Here is a 14492-nt window from a genome sequence, read left to right as displayed (position 1 = left end):
AGTACTCACGCCGGTGCATCCTCCTCGGTCTGGGCATGCCACGGCAGCTTCCTAGGGCGCTCACCCGAGGACGCGACGACCCGCACCATCACGATGCTGAGCGCGATGATCCAGAAGCCCCAGGTCGGAACCGCCAAGTACCAGGTCGTGATGCCCCGCGGGCCGAAAGGCCCGTCCTTGAAGAAGATGATGAGTCCCTGGAACGGTTCGGCGGCGGCGCACCACAGCGAGTACCAGCCCAGCCAGCGGGGAATGAACGCCGGCGGCTCCATTTGGAGGATCAGGATCCCGATCACCACCATCGAGGCCGTGAGCGGTGGCCAGATGAGCATCGACCCGATCCACGCCACGTCGCTGAAGGCCTGGGTGATCTCTGGACTGACGTCGCCGGCCCGGTACGCCGCCATAGCGAAGAACGTCAGGTCGAAGGCGAGCAGGACCGGCGTCGAACTGAGGCTCACCATCGCCGCCACAATCGCGGGCCGCGAGAGCTCGGGGCGTCTCCAGAGCATGACCCCGAGCTGGATCGACCACGCGATGAGGAAGGCCATGGAGATCGAGCAGAAGGTCACCAGGAGGAGGACCCGAGTGCCGTTCTGGACGTAGAAATCGCTCGTCTCGGCCGCGGAGGCGCTGAAGCTCGGCGGCTGCGGACCGAGCACCTCGAGTCCGAAAAGGCACAGGAACGCGAACACCGGCCCGCTCCACGCAAAGACCGTCTCCCACGTGTGGTTCACCTTCACCGTACTCATTCCGATCCTCCGTGCCGCAGATTACTTAATCTAGATTCAATTCTGACGAGCGTCAACCATTCCCAGAGCTCCCGTCTTCGCCCGAGCACCACCCGCGGCATCGCGGCCAAGATCCGCTCGCCTTCACACATCACGTCCTTGCGGCTCGGCTCCCTCGGGTCAGACAGTCGTGATACCCGCGACCAGCCAGTCCCCGTCGCGCAGGGCGAGGCTGGCCTGGACGCGACTCGTGCTGATCGTGGGCACCTTCGCCCCGGCACGCGTGGTCGACTGGGTCACGAACAGCAGCACCACGGCGCGATCCTCGGTCGCCGTGACCAGCGAGGAACCGGTGACCGATGCCTTCGAGACGACCTCGTCCTTCGCCGCGACCTGACGAAGACTGCCGTCGACCACCCCCGCGTACTCGGTGGCGAAGCGCCCGGTTGTGGAAGCCTTGGCCTTGGCGAGGTCTGCATCGAGATGCCGATAGTCGTAGGACAGGACCGTCGGCACCAGCGTCTTGGCGCTCCTGACGGCCTGCGAACGGGCGTCCTCCACGCGTTCCCCTGACTGACGCTCACGCAACAGCCCGACGTTCAGGGCAACAAGTCCGACCGCGAGGACAGCGATCGCGATCCAGAGGGTCTTGGGCCGACGTGGTCGCGATGACGATGACGTACTCATGACACGAACTCCATTCCGCTCACCAGCCAGTGATCCCCGCTGCGCTTCAACGTCACCCGAAGGCGGTAGCTGCGCTGCTGTGGACCGGAAGAGACCGCGTTGGAAACCGTCCCGTCGGCCGCGACCATCACGACGGCCTTACGGTCGGTGATCGAGGAGACCCCGGCCGCGGTGACCGACCCCTTCGAGGACACCTTTCCTTGCTGTACGCCCTCGCGAAATGCCTTCGCCTGCTTCTCGAACTGTGAACGAAACCCGGGCGTAGCATCCTTCATCATCCGAGAGATGTCGTCGTCGAGGCTCTTGGCGCTCACCGTGGTCAACGCGGTGACGCTGCGTTGAACGACCGCGACCGCATCGCGACGGGCCTCGGTTCGCTCGCTCTGGCGATCGATCGCGACGACCTGCACCACGGCCAGGGCCACGAGCGCCGCCAGCGCGAGATAGACGAGGAGCCTGAGCGGCGACGCAGGCCGTGCCACGACGCTCTTGATCTTCTTGAGGTTGGGGGGCGCGAGCGCCCCGGTCAATGTCGTCATTTCTCCTCCGGGAGCAGCAGCCGGGTCCAAGGAGAACCCGGCGGGATCGAGAAGGCCTTGCCCACGCGGTAGGCGCCACCTTCGGGGGCTTGCAGAAGACCGGTGAGCGGGTTGTACGCCGCGACCCCCTGCGCACCCGACGAGGTCTCCGCCGCCGACTGGCTCCGAGGCGCCGCCGCCGCTCCCCCGAACCTCAGCCCACAGCCCGCTGGGGTGCTGGCGCGCTTGCTCGGGTCGTTCGGGCATGGCGAGAATCGGGCGCCGCGCACACCTTCTGTGGTGTTGTCGGCGACGCAGTGCAGACCGACCGGGGTGGATCGCCTGCTGTGATCGGAGGGGGGACGGCGCTTCGACTCGGGAAGGAACCCGTCCGTGCACGACGGCGGATTGTTCACATTGGTGCGGAGGTCGAGCTTGACCTCGCCGTCCTCGGCGTGGGGCCCGAGGGCCCCCTGGACGGCCGCCATCATCACCGGGTAGACGACGAGGCTCTGTTTGAGGTTAGGCAGATAGACGTTGAGGACCTCAGCCGGCGCGGTGAGGTTCGCCAGCAGGGTAGGAAGCGTCGGGGTGATGCCTCGCACCAGATCGTCGACCGTGCCGGCGGCGGCGGGAATGGTGGCCAGCAGCCGTCGCAGATCGGGGTCGCTGGCCTGCAGCTGTCGCGTGGCGACCGAGAGTGACGCCAGTGCCGCCGTCTGTTCCTCGGCGAGGTCTGCCTGTGTGCTCAGGAACGGGGACGCCTGATCGATCAGTGAGGTCGTCTGCTCGACGTAGGTGTTGGCGTCGTCGGCAAGTGCGTTGGCATCGCCGAGCAGCTGCGCGAGGTCTGGGCCAGAGCCGGCGAGGCCGGTGTCGGCCTCCTCGAGCACCCGCGTGAGCCGATCACGCGGCACCGAGGCAAGGGTGCGGTTGAGGCTGTCGAGCACCGGAGCGATCTGTGGCATCTCGCGGGTGTCGGCCACGGAAATGACCGAGCCATCGTCGAGGTATGGACCGCCGTCCTGACGCGGGACCAGGTCGACGTACTGCTCGCCGATCGCAGACGTGCTGTGGATACTGGCGATGACGTTGCGAGGGATCTTGGACGACGTACTCAGGCTGAGGCTGACCTCGGTCCCGTCGGGGGCGAGGTGGATCGAACGCACCTGGCCGATGTCGGCACCGCGGTAGGTGACGATCGCGCGAGGGTAGAGCCCGCTGATGTCGTTGAACTGAGCGGTCACGGTGTAGTGCCCCGCTCCAAGAACTCGTGGGAGGTCGACGTAGCGGACCGCCGCGAAGACGATCGCCAGCACGCCGATGACGGCGAAGACGACGAGCTGCTTCCTGACCAGGCCGGACAGCATCAGCAACCTCCTAGGATCTGTCGGAGACCGCCGCACGCGGTTGCCGACGGGCTGGGCGAAGAGCCCGGTTCCGGATCGGATGCCCCGTCACCTCGCGAGGGCTTCTCCCCCGAGTCCGTGCCCGCACCCTCCGTTGCGTTGCCCGGCAGGTTGCCGAGGATGTCGGTCTCCTCTGAGGCACCCGTCGTCGGCGAGACTCCGGTGCCGGACAGATCGCCCAGGAACGCGGCCGTCAGCGAGGGCACCGAGACGTCGACAGTGGCGAAGAGGTTGGCGTAGTCGCCGCGCAACGCGTTCTCCGCCGGGCCGAGCGGGAACGGCACGGTGATGAGGTACTTCAGGGCCTCGGGGATGCTGTCACCGGCTTTCGCGAGCTCATCGAGGATCGGCTGGAGAGATGCCAGGTTCGCCTCGAGCGAGTCCCGGCTGCGGCGGATGACCTCGGTGCCGACCTTGCTCAGGTTCCCGACGGCGTCGATCGCGTGCACCAAGCGTTGGCGCTCGATGGCAAGCGCCTTCAGCCCGGGAGCCAATTCATCGAGGGCATCGGCGACCATCGCCCGCTCCTTGCGCAGCTTGGCGGCCAGCGAGTCGATCTGCCTCAGGGCGGCGATGAAGTCATGCTTGCGGCGGTCGGCGACCTTCAGCACCCGGTTGAGCTGCCGAATCAGCTGCCGGGTGTCCGGGACCCGACCGTCCAACGACCGGGAGAGCTCGCCGGTGATGGTGCTCAGCTGGGACAGACCGCCGTTGTTGAGCAGCAACGACACTCCCGCGAGGATCTGCTCTGTCTCCGGATACACGCCGGTGGCGGACTCGGCGATCGTGGCGCCTTCACGCAGTCGGCCCTCGGGCCGGGCAGGTCGTTGGATCTCGACGTACTGGGCCCCGAGCAGTGTCTTCTGGCCGATCGCCAGGCGTACGTTCCCGGCAAGGTGCACCGACCGTCTGAGGCGCATCGTCACCTTCGCCTTCCAGTCCTCGACCGTGATTCGGGTGACGGTGCCGATGGTGACGTCGTCCGACATGACCGCGGAGTTCGGCACCAGGTTCTCGACGTTGTCGAAAGTGGCGGTGACGGTGTAGCCATCGGCGCCAGTCGCTACCTGGCCGGGCAGGGTGTGGGCATTGGGGCGGGCGTCACAGCCGGCGGTCAAGACGGCACCGGTCAGCAGCAGGAGGGTCAGCAGCAGTCGGGAGGTCATCGGGTGCCTCCGTCGCTCTGACCGAGCTTCGCCAGCTGGGCGAGAAGGTCCTCGGGCGATGGCTGTTGCGTCGTGCCTGGACCCGGTTGTGTTGCTCCCCCGGTGCCGGACTTCTGCTTCGGCCCGGTCGCGACGTGGAGGGGAAGCTTGCTGAGACCGAGGGTGGTCAGCAACGGCTGTACGGCCTGTTGGCACTGCTCCGCTGTGCCTCCGGTGCCAAGGATCGCCCCGCAGAGCAGCTGAGCGACCCCGTCGAGGTTGTTGAGCGTCGCGCGGCCGACGACAGCCTGGTCGGAGATGGTGTTGTAGAAGTTGGTCAGCGCATGCGGGGCGACGTGAAGAATCCCCGCCACCTGGTCGGAGCGTTCCGACACGGTGCCGACGAGCTCATCGAGCTGTTCGACGCTGGTTCCCAGCGCGCGCTTGTTGGTGTCGACGTACGTCTTCACCTGCGTCAGCGCCGCCTGCAGCTCGCGCACGCTCTGCGCCAGTGCCTTCCGGTTGGCCGCGAGGACACCGGAGAACTGGGAGAGCTGCTGGGTGAAGGAGCGCAGTGCGTGGTCGTTTGCGACGAGGTTCGCGATGAACTTGTTCAGGTTGGAGATCGTGGTGAACAGGTCCTGGCGACCTGCGGCAAGCGTCTCTGCCGCTCGTCGCATCTCGGTGAGCGAGCGTCGCAACGAGACGTCCGCCCCCTGATCCAGGTTGGCGTCGACACTGGTGAGGATCCGGTCCAGCGACCCGTTCTTGTCCGCCCCTCCGGGCCCGAGCGCGGTGGCGAGGTCGGTCAGCTGCTGCTTGACCTCGTCGAAGGAGACCGGGACCGCGGTGCGGTTCAGCGGGATGGTCGCGCCGTCTGCAAGCGCTGGGCCACCTGCGTAGGCCGGGAAGATCTGGACGAACCGGCCGCTGACCAGGCTGGGCGAGACGATCGCAGCCTTGGCACCGCGAGGGAATCTCTGTCCGGCGTCGACGTCCATGACGACCCGGACCCGCTTGCCTTCGGGGTGGATCGCCGCGATCTTGCCGACGGTGACACCGAGGACCTTGACCTCATCGCCGGTGTAGAGCCCGGTCGAGGTCGTGAAGTACGCGCTGACCTGGTGTTCGCGTTGCTGGAGGACGACCAGGAACGCCGCGGCCACGAGGGCCACGATGACCGCGATGACCGCGTTGCGTGGACGTAGGAGCGTCACTGGAGCACCTCCGAGAGGACCGGCGCCAGTGTTGAGGGCGCGGTGAGGTTCTGGATATAGGCGTCGAAGAACGGGCCGCTGGAGACGGCCTCGCCCAGCTCCAAGGCGTAGCCGTAGAGCCCCGCGATGGTCGCGTCGACCTGCTCCTTCTTGTCGTTGAGCAGTGCCACCACCTCGTTCAGGTGCTTCAGCGCCGGCGGGGTGTCCTCCTGGATCCTCGATATCGTGGTCTGGATCTGCTGAGAGAGCGTCGTGGCGTCGTTGAGCAGGTCGACGATGAGCTGCTGGTTGGCGTTGAGCTGCTGAAGTAGCTGACCCCCGGAGTCGAGCAGCGTGGTGATGTCCGAGTTTCGTTCGCTCAGCAGCCCGGTGACCGACGAGGCATGATCCAGCAGTTGCCGCAGCTCCGCGTCGTGGCCAGAGATCGTCTCCGCGACTCCGGTCACCCCATCGAGGGCAGGCTTGATCTGATCCTGAGTGCCGGTGAGTGTGCCGGATACGGTGTCGAGGGCCTCGGCGAGTGCCTCGACGTCGATCCTCTGTGAGGTCGTGGTCAGATCCGACAACGCACTGGTCAGGTCATACGGAGAGGAGGTGCGGGAGACCGGGATGGCGGTGTCCCCCAGTTGACCTTCTCCTCCCGACGTGACCTCGAGACCGGCGCGTCCCAGGAGGGTCATGGTCACGATCGCGGCCTTGGTGCGGCTGCCGAGGCGTACGTCGTCGCGGGTGATCTCGAAGTCGACCTTCACCCGGGTGCCATCCAGGTCGATGCTTTCGACCTTGCCGACGGTCAGCCCGGAGACGAGGACGTCGTCACCCTCCTTCAGACCACCGGCCTCGGCGAAGTACGCGGTGTGCTCGAACCCGCCGCCGACCAGAGGAAGGCTGTGCCACCGCACCAGAACCACGACCACCAGACCGATCGCGATCGTGGCCACCAGAGCGATCCGAACAGGGTCTCGTTCCTGGAAGCTCTTCTCGGCGAGAAGCTCTCGAAGGGTCGTCATGACTCACACCTCGCTACATCACTGTTGATCCAGGGGGTTGTGACCGGCCGCGCCGTCGGATCGCCCTCTGGCGTGATCCGTAGTCGCAGCCCGCACAGGTAGAAGTTGAAGAAGTTGCCGAACGAGCCGGTTGGCAGGATGGCCTCGTAGTGGCCAGGCAGCTGGTCGAGGATGCTCGCCAGCTGGTCGTCCTTGCGGTGGAGGTTCCCTGCGACCGACCGCAGGCCGGCCAGGTCGGCCGGCATGGTTTCGTCGGTCCGATCCAGCAGATCCTCGCCGTCGCGGGCGATCGTGTCGACCTGGTCGAGAGCGGCAAGCACCGTCGGCGCGTCGCGGTCGAGCCCCTTGCTGAGGGAGGTGAGCTGGGTGATGACCTGGCTCAGCTCCCCCCGGTGCTGATCGACGGTGCCGAGCACCGCGTTGAGATTGTCGATCACCCGGCCGACGAGCTCGTCACGCTTCGCGACGGTGGCGGTGAAGGACGCGATCGTGTTGACCAGCGACGCCACAGCCCCGTTCTGTCCTTGCAGCACCTGGATCAGCTCAGCGGAGAGCGCGTTGATCTGCTTGGGGGCGAGGCCGGCGAAGAGCGGCTTGAACCCGTTGAGAAGGGTGTCCAGGTCGAGGGCCGCGGCCGTCCGGCTGGCCGGGATCACTCCGTCGCCGCCCAGAGGCTCCGATGGCCCGTCCGGCTTCGCCAGCTCCAGGTAGCGGTCACCGACGAGGTTCTTGTACCGGACCGTTGCCCGGGTGGTGGTGGTCAGCGGGATGTCGGCGGGCACGTCGAAGCGCACCTCGACCGTGTTGCGAGCGCCGAGACCGATCGAGTCGACCTTGCCGACCGCGACGCTGGCCACACGTACCTCATCCCCGGTCTGCAGTCCGGAGACGTCCTCGAAGACTCCGGTGTAGGACGTCATCGCGCCCGGCGGAGTGTCGCTGACGATGGTCACCAGATAGGCGGCGATGGCCGCCGATATCGCTGCGAAGACTCCCAGCTTGACGAGTGTGACTCGGTGATCTTTGCGGTAGCTCATCCTAGGTTCACCACCCCGGCGAGCGCCCCGAAGAACGTCGTGGTCAGCTCCTCGCTGGGGCTTGTCGGGCCGCTGTGCTGCGGGTCGGTCCCGGTCTTCAGAACGGGGTCCAGTGAGGCAGCCTCCTCGTTCGTCACCAGCGGCATTCCGCGGCATTCGGGCCCGCTCGTGTCTCCGACGGCAGGAAGGTCATCGGGATATTTGTAGGGCTCTCGGGAGGGCCGCAAGCGGAGATAGGCCGAGACGCCCGCACGCTTTCCGCCGACTGCCTGCTCCGCCCAATTGTCGGCCACGACGGTGCCGGCGAGCACGCAGGGCAGCTCCGAGGAGTAGTCCGCAGCCAACGCGGTGACCGGCTCGAGGAGCTCGAGGTCTCGGGCGAGCGGCTTGTCGATCTTGGCGAGCAGTCCGCTCGCGTCCTTGCTGAGGACGATGGCCTGGTCTGTCGAGGCGGCCAGCTGCGCCTGCTCCTGCGACAGCGTACGGCCGGTCGTGGTGGCATGGTTGAGGGTCGCGAGGAGATCCGAGGCGAGGCCGTTGTACTGGCGGGCGACCGGAGCGGCCTTGGCCAGGTCTCTGTCCAGCGCGGTGCGCGAGTCGTCGACCTCGTCGACCCACTGCGAGCCCGACGCGATCAGGGAGTTGATCTCGTCCCCGCGGCCGTTCACACCGGTGGCGAGTGCCGTGAGCGCGTTGTTGACCTTGTCCGGCTGAGCCGCGGAGAGCACTCCGCTGAGGTTCGTGAACGCCTCGTTGACCTCGACGGTCACGTCGTCGGCCTTGATGGTCGTGCCGTTGTCGATCCGCGGACTCCTCGAGCCCCGGCTCGTCAACGAGACGTACTTGGCCCCGAATGCCGTCGGCGGGACGATGGCGGCGGTCGCGTCGCGCCCGACCCAGTGCGCCTGGTCCTTGTCGATCGAGATCCGCAACTGCGCTCCGTCGGGCGTTGCCTCGACCGCATCGACCCTGCCGATCTTGACGCCCCGCAGCTTGACGTCCGAGCCCGGCTGCATCGCCAGACCCGCACGTGGCGCGTCGACGGTGACGGTGACCGCGCGGCGGAAGGTGCCCTGATAGGAACCAAGAACCCCGAAGAAGAGCACTGCGGCGAGGCCGAGAACCCCGACGCCGTAGATGAGATGACGAAGATTCACGAGTTCACCCCGAGATGTGGACCGACGTGCCGCCCCACAGGGCGAGACCGAAGGCGAGGTCGATGACCATGATCAGGACAAGGGAGGTTCGGACCGCGAGCCCCACCGCCCGGCCGACCCCCGCAGGGCCGCCCTTGGCGTCGTAGCCGTAGAAGCAGCAGACCGCCATGATGACGACCGCCATGATCGCCACCTTGAGCAGCGCCAGTGCGAGATCGCCGGGCACCAGGAACGTACGGAAGTAGTGGTCGTAGGTCCCGGCGGCCTGCCCGAACCCGATGGTGACGACCAGCCGGGTGGCGGCGAAGGTCATCACCACGGCGATCGCGAAGAGCGGGATGACCGCGATGAGGCCAGCGATGATCCGCGTCGTCACCAAGTAGGGAATCGATGGGATCGCCATGACCTCCAACGCGTCGATCTCTTCGCTGACCCGCATCGCACCGATCTGGGCGGTGAACCCTGCACCGACCGTGGCGGTCAGCGCGATCGCGGCCAGGATCGGCGCCGCCTCACGGGTGTTGAAGTAGGCGGAGAAGAAGCCGGACAGCACCTCGACGCCGATGTTGCCGAATGTGGTGTACGCCTGTAGCCCCACCTCGATACCGATGAAGCCGGTGAGGAACGCGACCACGACCACGGTGCCGCCGATGACGGCGAGCGCACCCGTGCCGAGGCTGACCTCGGCGATCAGCCGGAGGATCTCCTTGCGATGATGCCGCAGCACGCGAGGCACGTGGGAGAACGCCTTGCCGTAGAACTCGAACTGCCGGCCGAGCTCGGAGAACCTGCTCGCTGTCGCATGTGGTAGCCCCACGATCCAGTCCATCGTCGCCATGTCACTGCGTCCCATGGATCTGGAAGTACACGAGCGTGATGATGCTGTTGGCCGCGAACAGCATCATGAAGGCGTAGACGACCGTCTGGTTCACAGCCTCACCGACGCCCTTGGGCCCGCCCTTGGCGTTGAGCCCGAGGTAGCAACCGGTCAGCCCAGCCAGCAGGCCGAAGACCGCGGCCTTCACCTCCGACGTCACGAAGTCGGCGGTGCCGACGAGGAGCGTCAGGTTGGAGACGAAGAGGCCGGGTGTGGCGCCCTGCAGCACGACGGAGAAGTAGTAACCGCCGGCCAGCCCCACGATCGAGACGACCCCGTTGAGCGCCACCGCGACTACAACCGAGGCAGCGACCCGAGGCACCACGAGCCGGTGGATCGGATTGATCCCTAGGGTGATCATGGCGTCGATCTCGTCGCGAATCTTGCGCGAGCCGAGGTCGGCGCAGATCGCGGTCGCGCCTGCCCCGGCTACGACCAGCACACTCACCATCGGTCCGATCTCGCGCACGACCGCGACCGCCGCCCCCGCCCCCGCCAGATCGATGGCGCCGATCTGCACGAGCAGTTGGTTGACCTCAAAGATGATGATCACGCACAACGGGATCGACACCAGGATCGCGGGTCCCAGCGAGACAGTGGTGATGAACCATGCCTGGTCCACGAACTCCCGGAACTGGAAGCGCTTCAGCACCAGCAGCCGGAGCGTCTCCAGGCAGAACGCGTAGAACCCGCCCAGGGTCCTGACCGAACTGGCGAGCCAGTTGTTCTCGAGGGCGGCGGCGACGACCTCGGATTCGGGTCCGCGGGTTGTGGGCGCTGCGCTGTTCATGCGTACCCCCCACGTGCACCAGGGACCAAGGTAAGAGGTTCTTCGAAAGTCATCACACCGGCCCTCACTTTCTAATATAAGTTCGAAATTGTTGTCATGCCTGCGCGTGATGCGCGTCACTACGAGTGCTCAACGCCGCACCATAAGTCGAGTTACGGGCTGAGATGGAAATTTGTGATGCCGGACACTTCCACGCTCAGCGGTGCAGCCCGACCAAGCGCCAGTCGAGCACAGCCCCGCCCTGGTACCCATCGGTAACCCGCACTCGCAAGCCCACGACGCGCGTGCCACCAGGACCAGAGCGGACCGACTCGACATCGACCGTGCTCGTCAGCGTCACGCCTTCCCGGACAGGCGCGAGGTGGTCGCATCCATGCCAGCCGAGCACCGTGATGAGGCCGGGTAGGGCGCGGGTGGCCTGAGCGAGCGCTATACCGATGGTGTGGCCTCCGTAGACGAGCCTCTCCCCACCCGCGGCCCGGGCGTCATGATGAACCGAAGCGACATTCAACGTGAGGCGCGCGAGCTCCGGCGCACTCGTGACGACGTCGCCGCCAGCGACGTCTATCCGCTCACCCGCGACGAGCTCACGGGCGCCCGTCGGGAGGGCAGCAAGATTCCAGTCGCCCACCGATTCAACCCAGGTCTCATCCGAGGACGGCCGGGTGCCCACCATGTCCAGATCGTCCTCATGGCCCGTCGGCGCAGGGTCCCGCAGCGGGAGCATGGCGCACCGGTGGAAGTCGAGGACGGTTCGACCGAGCTGGTCCTCGGTCCGGATACGCAGCGCCGCCAAGCCGGTCGGTCCACGACCGGCTCGCCGAGAGTTCTCCCGCAAGGCGACCACCGTCGTGACGGTCCGCAAGGTGTCTCCGATGAGAGGAAAACGGCGGAACACGAGGTTGCGATAGAACAGATTCGCCTTCACATGCTGGGTGGCCACAGTGGACTGGCCGATGGCCACGTCCCACACCAGGGCCGGGTGAGCCACCGGCCCGCCGGCCACGGCCGCGCCGAGCTCATCGTCCAGCGAGAGCGCGAGCCGGTCCCCCACGATCGCCTGATGGATCGCAGCACGCCCGTGTGTCAGCGTGTGAGCAGGCGCTTCGTCGAAGACCTGGCCCACCTCGAGCTGCTCGAAGTACGGCCCCTCGGCGATGCTCATCGCGACGCCCTCGCAACCACTCGGCGTGCATCGACCGCCATCGCCTCGTCGACCAGCGCTCCGTCGAGCTGCACGGCACCACGTCCGTCACCCGCGGCTGCCTCGAGGGCGTCGAGTACTCGGCGCGCGCGCCCGATCTCGGCATCGCTCGGGTAGAAGGCATCAGCCAGCGTCTTGACCTGGCGCGGATGGATCGCCCACTTGGCATCGAACCCCAGCGCCGCAGCAGCAGAGACGGAGTCCCTGAACCTGTCGTCGACGGCCACCGTCAGGTGGGGTCCGTCAACCGCCTCCATACCCGCGGACCTTGCATGGACGAGCACGGCACTTTGAACCGGCAGCCAGCTGGCATCACCCGCGGCCGACCCTCGCCCCAGAGAGGCAGCGAGGTCCGCGTATCCGATGATCAGAGAGTCCAGGCGCTCCCGGTCGCAGACGATGTCCGCGAGTGCCGAGACACCTCGCGCAGTCTCGATCAACGCCTGGAGGCGCAGGCGTGCGGGAACGCCCACCTCGCGCTCCAGCCCGTCGACGAGACGCTCCGCGAAACGTACGTCATCACGCGACTCGACCTTGGGCAGGACGATCGAGTCCACCGAGATGTGATGGCGCACGAGCGCCTCCACATCGGCGACGAACCACGGCGTTCCTGGTGCATTGACGCGCACGGCAACAGAGCGCGGGCGTGGATGTTCGCCCCACGGGAAGCCGATCAGACGGTCGCGCGCCTCGACCTTGCCCGCGACGGGCACAGAGTCTTCGAGATCGATCACCACCTCATCGGCGCCCGACGCGAGTGCTTTGCCGACGACTCGCGTGTCGGTGCCGGGGACACTCAGGATCGCCCGCCGGCCACTGGGTGGAGGACTCGACTCAGCCATATTTCTAATCTATATTAAACTCAAAACCAGCGCAATGCGAGGAGCCGCAGCATGACTGCACTGTCCGACGAAGAGCAGGCCATCGTCGAAACCGTCCACGACTGGGTGGACAGCGAAGTACGTCCAGTCGTCCAAGACCTCGAGCACGCCAACGAGTACCCGGAAAAGCTCATCGAGCAGATGAAGCAGATGGGCATCTACGGGCTGGCCATCCCCGAGCCGTACGGAGAGGCCCCTGTCACGACGCCGTGCTACGTGCGGGTCACCGAGGAGCTGGCACGCGGATGGATGAGCCTGGCGGGAGCGATGGGTGGACACACCGTCGTCTCCAAGCTTCTGCTCGCCTTCGGCACCGAGGAGCAGAAGCAGCGGTACCTGCCTCGAATGGCTACCGGAGAAGTGCGGGCGACGATGGCGCTGACCGAACCGGGTGGTGGCTCTGACCTGCAGGCGATCACCACCACCGCGCGTCGCGACGGCGATGACTACGTGATCTCCGGCACCAAGACCTGGATCAGCAACGCCCGCCGCTCTCAGCTGATCGCACTGCTGTGCAAGACAGACCCCCGGGCAACGCCTCGCCACCGCGGCGTCTCGATCATCCTGGTCGAGCACGGACCTGGGCTGGTCGTCTCCCGAGACCTGCCCAAGCTGGGTTACAAGGGCGTGGAGTCCTGCGAGCTCGCGTTCGACGGCTACCGCACACCGACCACACAGGTTCTCGGGGGTGTGGAGGGCAAGGGCTTCGCCCAGATGATGAAGGGACTGGAGATCGGGAGGATCCAGGTTGCCTCGCGCGCCCTGGGCGTTGCTACTGCCGCCCTCGATGACGCCCTGAAGTACGCCCAGGAGCGCACCAGCTTCGGCGAGCCGATCTGGAAGCACCAGGCCATCGGGCACTATCTGGCCGACATGGCCACCCGGCTCACCGCCGCTCGCCAGCTGACGCTGCACGCGGCCGAGCGCTACGACGCCGGCGAGCGAGTGGACATGGAGGCGGGGATGGCCAAGCTCTTCGCCTCCGAGACCGCGATGCAGATCGCGCTCGACGCCGTGCGTATCCACGGCGGGTACGGCTACTCCACCGAGTACGACGTGGAACGCTACTTCCGTGACGCCCCGCTGATGATCGTCGGCGAGGGCACCAACGAGATCCAGCGCAACGTGATCGCCTCGCAGTTGGTGGCTCGCGGCGGCCTTCGGCAAGAATGAACGATTCAATAGTTTAATATGCATTACATGGTCCGTCGTGAACCTCGAGCCGCATCCGGCGGGGCAGCGGAGACGAAGTCCGCTCGCACCCGCACTCGCATCCTCGATGCTGCCGCAAAAGTGCTCAGCGTCAAGGGGTACTCAGGGATGCGGCTGTCCGACGTGGCCAAGGAAGCCGACCTACAGGCGCCGGCGATCTACTACTACTTCGACTCCCGCGAGGACCTCATCGAAGAGGTCATGTGGGTCGGTATCGCCAACATGCGGGAGCACATCGTCAAGGTCCTTGACGATGTGCCCTCGGGTGTGGCGCCGCTCGACCGCATCCTGGTAGCGGTGGAGGAGCATCTACGCCACGAATTGGAGATCTCCGACTACACCACCGCCTCGATCCGCAACGCCGGACAGGTTCCCGAGCGGATCCGTAACCGGCAGATTGCCGAGGAAGCACGGTACGGCGAGGTGTGGAGCGGCCTGATCCGACAGGCGGCAGAGGAGGGCCAGCTCCGGCCCGACCTGGACCTCTTCATCAGTCAGATGCTCGTGCTCGGCTCGCTCAACTGGACGGCGGAGTGGTGGAACCCCAAGCGCGGGTCGATCGACGTCGTCGTCAAGAACGCGCAGTCGTTCGTTCGCCACGCGATCGGCGCCTGAGC

Annotated in this window: 15 protein-coding genes; 2 read left to right on the top strand and 13 right to left on the bottom strand. The window is 66.4% G+C overall.

Translation table 11 applies throughout. The features are described 5' to 3' along the window. Positions 1–5: 5 nt before the first annotated feature. The 13 genes from ACIO3S_RS25790 to ACIO3S_RS25730 all read right to left on the bottom strand — a co-directional run bounded on the left by ACIO3S_RS25790 (position 6) and on the right by ACIO3S_RS25730 (position 12624). Positions 6–752, bottom strand: a complete 747-nt coding sequence (locus ACIO3S_RS25790) for a hypothetical protein (protein WP_400468791.1) — start codon at positions 750–752, stop codon at positions 6–8. 159 nt (positions 753–911) lie between these two features. Continuing rightward, positions 912–1292, bottom strand: a complete 381-nt coding sequence (locus ACIO3S_RS25785) for a hypothetical protein (protein WP_400468789.1) — start codon at positions 1290–1292, stop codon at positions 912–914. A 122-nt stretch (positions 1293–1414) separates the two neighbouring features. Beyond that, on the bottom strand, positions 1415–1948 hold the full coding sequence (locus ACIO3S_RS25780) for a hypothetical protein (RefSeq protein WP_400468787.1): 534 nt from the start codon (positions 1946–1948) through the stop codon (positions 1415–1417). A gap of 5 nt (positions 1949–1953) precedes the next feature. Continuing rightward, positions 1954–3306, bottom strand: a complete 1353-nt coding sequence (locus ACIO3S_RS25775) for an MCE family protein (RefSeq protein WP_400468785.1) — start codon at positions 3304–3306, stop codon at positions 1954–1956. Next, positions 3306–4511 (bottom strand): MCE family protein, encoded by a 1206-nt coding sequence (locus ACIO3S_RS25770; protein ID WP_400468783.1) that lies wholly within the window; start codon positions 4509–4511, stop codon positions 3306–3308. Before ACIO3S_RS25770 ends, ACIO3S_RS25775 begins: the two co-directional genes overlap by 1 nt. Then, complete coding sequence (locus ACIO3S_RS25765) at positions 4508–5707, bottom strand: MCE family protein (RefSeq protein ID WP_400468781.1); 1200 nt, start codon at positions 5705–5707, stop codon at positions 4508–4510. Before ACIO3S_RS25765 ends, ACIO3S_RS25770 begins: the two co-directional genes overlap by 4 nt. After that, positions 5704–6717 (bottom strand): MCE family protein, encoded by a 1014-nt coding sequence (locus ACIO3S_RS25760; RefSeq protein WP_400468779.1) that lies wholly within the window; start codon positions 6715–6717, stop codon positions 5704–5706. The genes ACIO3S_RS25765 and ACIO3S_RS25760 overlap by 4 nt, the downstream gene beginning before the upstream one ends. Beyond that, the gene (locus ACIO3S_RS25755) at positions 6714–7754 is read right to left on the bottom strand and encodes an MCE family protein (RefSeq protein ID WP_400468777.1); all 1041 of its coding nucleotides are present in this window, start codon (positions 7752–7754) and stop codon (positions 6714–6716) included. Before ACIO3S_RS25755 ends, ACIO3S_RS25760 begins: the two co-directional genes overlap by 4 nt. Continuing rightward, positions 7751–8911 (bottom strand): MCE family protein, encoded by a 1161-nt coding sequence (locus tag ACIO3S_RS25750; RefSeq protein ID WP_400468775.1) that lies wholly within the window; start codon positions 8909–8911, stop codon positions 7751–7753. The genes ACIO3S_RS25755 and ACIO3S_RS25750 overlap by 4 nt, the downstream gene beginning before the upstream one ends. A gap of 4 nt (positions 8912–8915) precedes the next feature. After that, the gene (locus tag ACIO3S_RS25745; protein WP_400468773.1) at positions 8916–9764 is read right to left on the bottom strand and encodes an MlaE family ABC transporter permease; all 849 of its coding nucleotides are present in this window, start codon (positions 9762–9764) and stop codon (positions 8916–8918) included. Next, on the bottom strand, positions 9751–10578 hold the full coding sequence (locus ACIO3S_RS25740) for an MlaE family ABC transporter permease (RefSeq protein ID WP_400468771.1): 828 nt from the start codon (positions 10576–10578) through the stop codon (positions 9751–9753). The genes ACIO3S_RS25745 and ACIO3S_RS25740 overlap by 14 nt, the downstream gene beginning before the upstream one ends. A gap of 196 nt (positions 10579–10774) precedes the next feature. Further along, positions 10775–11743 carry a MaoC family dehydratase gene (locus ACIO3S_RS25735; RefSeq protein WP_400468769.1) on the bottom strand — a complete coding sequence of 323 codons (969 nt, stop codon included), beginning with the start codon at positions 11741–11743 and terminating at the stop codon, positions 10775–10777. Continuing rightward, entirely contained in the window at positions 11740–12624 is an 885-nt protein-coding gene (locus ACIO3S_RS25730) for an HpcH/HpaI aldolase/citrate lyase family protein (RefSeq protein ID WP_400468768.1), read from the bottom strand. The genes ACIO3S_RS25735 and ACIO3S_RS25730 overlap by 4 nt, the downstream gene beginning before the upstream one ends. A 51-nt stretch (positions 12625–12675) precedes the next feature. Here ACIO3S_RS25730 and ACIO3S_RS25725 point away from each other — a divergent pair, with 51 nt between their 5' ends. Beyond that, positions 12676–13836, top strand: coding sequence for an acyl-CoA dehydrogenase family protein (locus tag ACIO3S_RS25725; RefSeq protein WP_400468766.1), 1161 nt, complete (start codon positions 12676–12678; stop codon positions 13834–13836). 27 nt (positions 13837–13863) lie between these two features. Beyond that, entirely contained in the window at positions 13864–14490 is a 627-nt protein-coding gene (locus ACIO3S_RS25720) for a TetR/AcrR family transcriptional regulator (RefSeq protein ID WP_400468764.1), read from the top strand. Positions 14491–14492: the final 2 nt, after the last annotated feature.

Origin of the sequence: Nocardioides sp. NPDC087217, from assembly GCF_044744805.1 — a bacterium.
Classification (GTDB): Bacteria; Actinomycetota; Actinomycetes; order Propionibacteriales; family Nocardioidaceae; genus Nocardioides.
Note: the sequence above shows the minus strand (reverse complement) of the source record. Positions and strands in the feature narration are given on the sequence as shown.

Excerpts from the sequence above, each read along its gene's own strand:
- ACIO3S_RS25720 (WP_400468764.1), top strand. The coding sequence starts at position 13,864 with ATGGTCCGTCGTGAACCTCGAGCCGCATCCGGCGGGGCAGCGGAGACG.
- ACIO3S_RS25745 (WP_400468773.1), bottom strand. The coding sequence starts at position 9,764 with ATGGGACGCAGTGACATGGCGACGATGGACTGGATCGTGGGGCTACCA.
- ACIO3S_RS25740 (WP_400468771.1), bottom strand. The coding sequence starts at position 10,578 with ATGAACAGCGCAGCGCCCACAACCCGCGGACCCGAATCCGAGGTCGTC.
- ACIO3S_RS25760 (WP_400468779.1), bottom strand. The coding sequence starts at position 6,717 with ATGACGACCCTTCGAGAGCTTCTCGCCGAGAAGAGCTTCCAGGAACGA.
- ACIO3S_RS25770 (WP_400468783.1), bottom strand. The coding sequence starts at position 4,511 with ATGACCTCCCGACTGCTGCTGACCCTCCTGCTGCTGACCGGTGCCGTC.
- ACIO3S_RS25775 (WP_400468785.1), bottom strand. The coding sequence starts at position 3,306 with ATGCTGTCCGGCCTGGTCAGGAAGCAGCTCGTCGTCTTCGCCGTCATC.
- ACIO3S_RS25790 (WP_400468791.1), bottom strand. The coding sequence starts at position 752 with ATGAGTACGGTGAAGGTGAACCACACGTGGGAGACGGTCTTTGCGTGG.
- ACIO3S_RS25725 (WP_400468766.1), top strand. The coding sequence starts at position 12,676 with ATGACTGCACTGTCCGACGAAGAGCAGGCCATCGTCGAAACCGTCCAC.
- ACIO3S_RS25735 (WP_400468769.1), bottom strand. The coding sequence starts at position 11,743 with ATGAGCATCGCCGAGGGGCCGTACTTCGAGCAGCTCGAGGTGGGCCAG.
- ACIO3S_RS25755 (WP_400468777.1), bottom strand. The coding sequence starts at position 7,754 with ATGAGCTACCGCAAAGATCACCGAGTCACACTCGTCAAGCTGGGAGTC.
- ACIO3S_RS25730 (WP_400468768.1), bottom strand. The coding sequence starts at position 12,624 with ATGGCTGAGTCGAGTCCTCCACCCAGTGGCCGGCGGGCGATCCTGAGT.